We start from the raw sequence: 5,217 nt of genomic DNA, 5'->3' as shown, positions 1-5,217 counted from the left end.
ACCTCTCAGCCCTACTTGTCAGCAAAAACTACTTTTAATCTAATTATCCATTGTCCCACAATAATAGTCGGTTAACTTACGCCGTGCTGTACTAGGGCCTCATTGGGATTAAGGCGAATTGCTTCAGTATAAGCTGCGATCGATCCTTGTAAATCTCCTTTCTTTTGCTTATCCAAACCCTGCTCCAGGAAGTCTTCAGCCGAATATTTTCAGTAGAGCTAGCTAGTGCTTCTGAGTCGGTGGATGCAGCAGAGGTAATTTTTTTTGCCCCTATAAGGCGGTTTAGCCATTATCCCATCTCTTTAGTTCAATAATATTTGCTCAAAGTCAATCACAAATAATTTTGGAGTGTAGTAATTAGTTGTGATCGCTTCTTCAAAAGAATTGAAGGCAAGATAAGAGGATTAGCATTCCTTAAGCATTACCTTCTCCTTCAAGGGTTACACCAAAGTCAGCCCCTAAAAATTGGTTCAGTAGTTATACTGAAAATCAATATTCTTACATTTATTTAAAAATACGAAAATAGCTATACTAGTTAAGCGTTATAGCTTTCTTTACTTCTTATTTTGTTTAAGTCCCGTGAAGTAGCCGGTAAAATTTCGGTAGTGACTTAGAGTTAATGATGATAACTTAGCATTGGGTGCTGGATGATGTCTCGATAGGAATATCTTCTAAACACGTAGTATTTTTTTGTCTCAACTTAACTGGTTTTCTTACCCAACTCGTAGACACTTTTGAATGAACAATGATAAACAGCTATTTAATTGCTATGAGTACAATTACTAATTCATCAAATATACTAAAAAGTTCATATACCAATCAATTTAGGAGTTAAGTAACTGATTATTTTATAATCAAGCATTTAGCATAAATTCTGATGTTTCATAATAAACTTGTATGGTTTAAAAATTATTGAGCTTTATTGGTATCAAGGCATAATATTACTATGCGTATTTTTTTAAAAATATTAATATTATGTAAAAACTTGCCAAAATATTTGATATTTGTACTATCAGTTACCAAATAATTTCAATTATGCTAATTAATTTTTTGTATATTATTAATTATTTAGCACTAATAAACAAGTAAGGAAAAAATTAAGATGCTAGAAATTAGATTCAATACAAATGAAAAAGGTAAAAGTCTAATTACAAAAATGCCAATCAAAAAAGGGGAGGTTTTGCACAAGATAATTAACTATAATCAGATAACTTCAGCTACATATACAAGTGTGCAAATTAGTAAAGACATAAATATTGAAGAACTATACTTAGCTCACTTAAATCATAGTTGCGACCCTAATATAATTATTGACACCACTAATCTAGAAATTAGTGCTTTAAAAGACATTCAATCAAATGAAGAACTCACATTCTTCTATCCCAGCACAGAGTGGAATATGTCTACACCATTTACTTGTAAGTGCGGTGCATCCCAGTGTTTAAGAATAATTACTGGTGCAAAGTACTTGTCTATAGATGTTCTGAGTCACTACTTTATTAATAAACATATTGGTGCTATAGCACTAATATGCTTAACTCAATTAAGCTATGAAGATGTCATAATTGAGAGTATTTCACAACAAAAGCATGAACATCAAGCGTTCCCAGTAGTCTCTGTTTCAAGATAAAACTTCAAAATTGAAATCACAAGAGTATTTGTACAAAAGTAAAACTCATGAGTAATTCTTCCAGTATTGATTCCAGTCAAGTAATTGATGTAGCGATCGTTGGCGGTGGAATTTCTGGAGCATATGCAGCCTGGCGGTTAGCTAAATCCAAAAAATTTCAAGAAGTCCGCCTATACGAAATGAGCGACAGAATTGGAGGTCGCTTATTATCTATGGCAATGCCTGATATGCCTCACGTATATGCTGAATTAGGTGGAAAGTATTTCTCTGACTCTCAGTTTATCGTATCAAACTTAGTTAAGGATGTATTGAAACTTGAGGTAGTTCCAACTACTTATAAAGCTGCAAATAACCAAATGTACTTAAGAAATAAGCATTTACGTATCAGTGAACTAACTAATGCAGTAAATTTGCCATATAATTTAAGACCAAACGAGCGTGGTAAGGACTTAGATGAGCTGTTTGCTTATGCCGTTAAGAGAGCTATCAATAAGGGTAAATCTTTACCACTTAATTATTTTACTTCCGAACAATGGCAGCATGACAGAGAACATCTGAAAGTAGGATGCGAACTTCTTTATGAAATCAGTATCTGGAAATTACTGCTGGAATTTCTCAGTCAAGAAGCCTATAATCTCTGTCTTGACAGTGGCTACTTTTATTCTTCAGACTTAGGTAATTGGAATGCAGCAGAAGCGATCGCTACGAATATGTCCATTCCTTGTAATAGTCAGTGGTTTACTCTTAAAAATGGCAATGAGCAATTACCAAAAACCCTTGCTACTGAATTTGAGCAATATGGAGGCAAAGTTTTTTACCGTCACTGTCTGAGTAAGTTCAATCGTCACACTTCAGATCAATTAATTGAACTGGAGTTTATAGATATTGAAACCAAGTTAGCTTATCCAAAAGTTTGGGCGAAGCATCTTATACTGGCAATGCCAAAACGTTCTCTAGAATTGCTTTATCAAAAAAATCAAAATAACTTTCTATTTCAAGATTCAAAGTTTACTAAGAATTTGCATACTGTTAGTATTTGCCCAGCATCCAAACTCTTCCTAAGTTATGAATACCCTTGGTGGAATAAACTCGGTATGAAGCATGGTATGTCAGCTACAGATTTGCCTATACGTAAGTGTTCTTACGAAGGTACTGAGAGCGAGAATGGAGGTGACTTGAACAACCACAAATCGCTACTTTTAGCTAGTAATTCAGATGGCCGTACTGTCAGTTTCTGGAGAGCTATGGTAGACAGTCCTGAACAGCCACAAAATCATCAAGCTTTTAATAATTACTTACACGCAAAACAGCTAAGTAAATCTTTTCTACACTCTGACGGAACACCTGAGCAAGAACCCTTACGGGCTACAGAAAATATGGTACAAACTACCCAAAAACAATTAGAAGCACTGCATGGGATTGAAGAGATTCCGCAACCATACTCAGCTCTTTACATAGACTGGGGGAAAGACCCTTATGGAGGTGGTTGGCACTCCTGGAATCCTCACTGTAAGCCGTGGGATATTATGAAGCAGATGCGACACCCGCTTGAAAATGCCAATGTTTACATCTGTGGTGAGGCCTACTCTAACAGACAAGGATGGGTTCAAGGAGCGCTTCACAGTACAGAATTGATGCTGGAGGAAAACTTTCATTTAGAGCGACCTGAGTGGCTACCTAGTAACTACGCTTTTGGAGCATAAACATTTTAAAACTAAATCTTTTTAACTAATTTATAAAGCAGAAAAAAAATGTAGATTTTATTGCCAAGAACTTTGCATGATTATAGTAAGTTTTTAAATATCTATGAAAATACTTCTTTTGTAATTATTATAGTTTACTAAATAGGTGTATCTCCGAATATGGTAATCCAAAATGTTTTGAAGATTAATGAAAATCTTAAACCAGTGATCCAAATGGAATCTCTAAAATATCGTCTGTTCACACAATACGAATTCTGGCGTGATATTCCTGAGTTTGCAAATGTTTCGGAGAAAGATTTCCTTAATTATAAATGGCAAACAAAAAATTCTATATACGACCAAAAAACACTGATTAAAACTATTAGCAATATTGCTTCCAAGGAGTTCATCGAAGCTGCATGTCAAGGTTTTTCTAGAGTACCAATGGCTGTGCGTATAACTCCTTATCTACTGAGCCTGATCGATTGGAACAATCCTTGGAATGACCCAATCCGCAAACAGTTTATTCCAGTTAGCACTCAGTTAATAGAAGACCATCCGATGTTAAGCTTTGACTCACTTCATGAACGTCAAGATGCAGTCACATCATCTCTTGTTCATCGTTATCCTCAAAAAGCACTATTTTTAGCTCTCGATACTTGTCCTGCTTATTGCCGTTTTTGTACCCGTAGCTATGCTGTTGGTCAAAACACTAACATCATGAAAAAAGGCAATTTCTCTGTTGATTCAAAGCGTTGGGAAGAGGCATTTAACTATATTGAGTCTCATCCAGAACTAGAGGACATTGTAATTAGTGGTGGCGATACTTATAACTTATCTGCCGAACAGATAAAAACCATCGGTTTTCGACTGCTGCAAATACCTCAAATCCGGCGTATTCGGTTTGCAAGTAAAGGACTTGCAGTTATGCCTATGAAAGTCCTGACTGATGAGAATTGGTTAGATGCAATCACTTCTGTACTTGAATTAGGCAAGAAACTCTACAAAGAAGTTGCTCTTCATACACACTTTAACCATGCAAACGAAATCACGGGTATCACCCAGCGTGCTATGCAAAAGTTTTTTGAGCGTGGTTTAGTGGTGCGCGACCAGACAGTACTCCTGCGGGGTATCAACGACACATCTGAACAGATGCAGTTTTTAATTCAACGATTGAGTTACATTAACATTCAACCTTATTACGTCTTTCAACACGATCTGGTTAAAGGAGTGGAAGATTTACGCACATCAGTTCAGACTGCTATTGATATAGAAAAGAGTCTACGTGGTATTATAGCAGGCTTTAAGACACCAACAGTTGCTATAGATGCTCCTGCTGGTGGAGGTAAACGTTCTATTCATTCTTATGAATATTACAATCGCAAAACAGGTGTGAGTGTCTATACTGCTCCATCTGTAAGACCCGGTAAGTATTTCCTATATTTCGATCCCCTTCATAGCCTTGCTGAAAACATTCGCAATGCATGGAAAGACCCTAAGCAACAGCAAATCATGTGTGATGAAGCCCTTAATGAGGCTAGAAAAGCGAAATTTTAGAGCGAAATTAATGGATTTATCCAATTAGAGCATATCCTCTTAAAGACTTATTATCAAGGCAGACACAGAGACACAAAGGCGTGAAGAGATTTTAATCCTGAGTGAACCTGGACTGAATATCGTACTAATCAGGCGGATACACTAATAAAATAACATACTTAAAATATTAGACTGTCTAACAAACTTGTTGTTGGATAGGCACTTGAATAATTATCTCTGTTCCTTGTCCAGGTGTAGAGAAACACTCCAATTTGCCATTACAGCACTTCCGGCTGTTATGAGGTACAGTAACAGCAATTAGCAAACCAGTTTCTTAAATGTTGAGGATTTATTAAGTCGAGTGCAACT

General features: G+C 36.0%; 3 protein-coding genes. All 3 read left to right on the top strand.

From position 1 onward, the window contains the following. The first annotated feature begins 1,102 nt into the window (after positions 1 to 1,102). Positions 1,103 to 1,630 (top strand): SET domain-containing protein, encoded by a 528-nt coding sequence (locus tag V7K49_RS08930; RefSeq protein ID WP_335205273.1) that lies wholly within the window; start codon positions 1,103 to 1,105, stop codon positions 1,628 to 1,630. A gap of 47 nt (positions 1,631 to 1,677) precedes the next feature. Beyond that, positions 1,678 to 3,333 (top strand): flavin monoamine oxidase family protein, encoded by a 1,656-nt coding sequence (locus V7K49_RS08925; protein ID WP_335205272.1) that lies wholly within the window; start codon positions 1,678 to 1,680, stop codon positions 3,331 to 3,333. Between the two features lie 159 nt (positions 3,334 to 3,492). Continuing rightward, a complete protein-coding gene (locus tag V7K49_RS08920; RefSeq protein WP_335205271.1) occupies positions 3,493 to 4,869 on the top strand; it encodes a KamA family radical SAM protein in 1,377 nt (458 codons plus the stop codon). Positions 4,870 to 5,217 lie beyond the last annotated feature (348 nt).

Origin of the sequence: Nostoc sp., assembly GCF_036919675.1 — a bacterium.
Classification (GTDB): domain Bacteria; phylum Cyanobacteriota; class Cyanobacteriia; order Cyanobacteriales; family Nostocaceae; genus Nostoc.
Note: the sequence above shows the minus strand (reverse complement) of the source record. Positions and strands in the feature narration are given on the sequence as shown.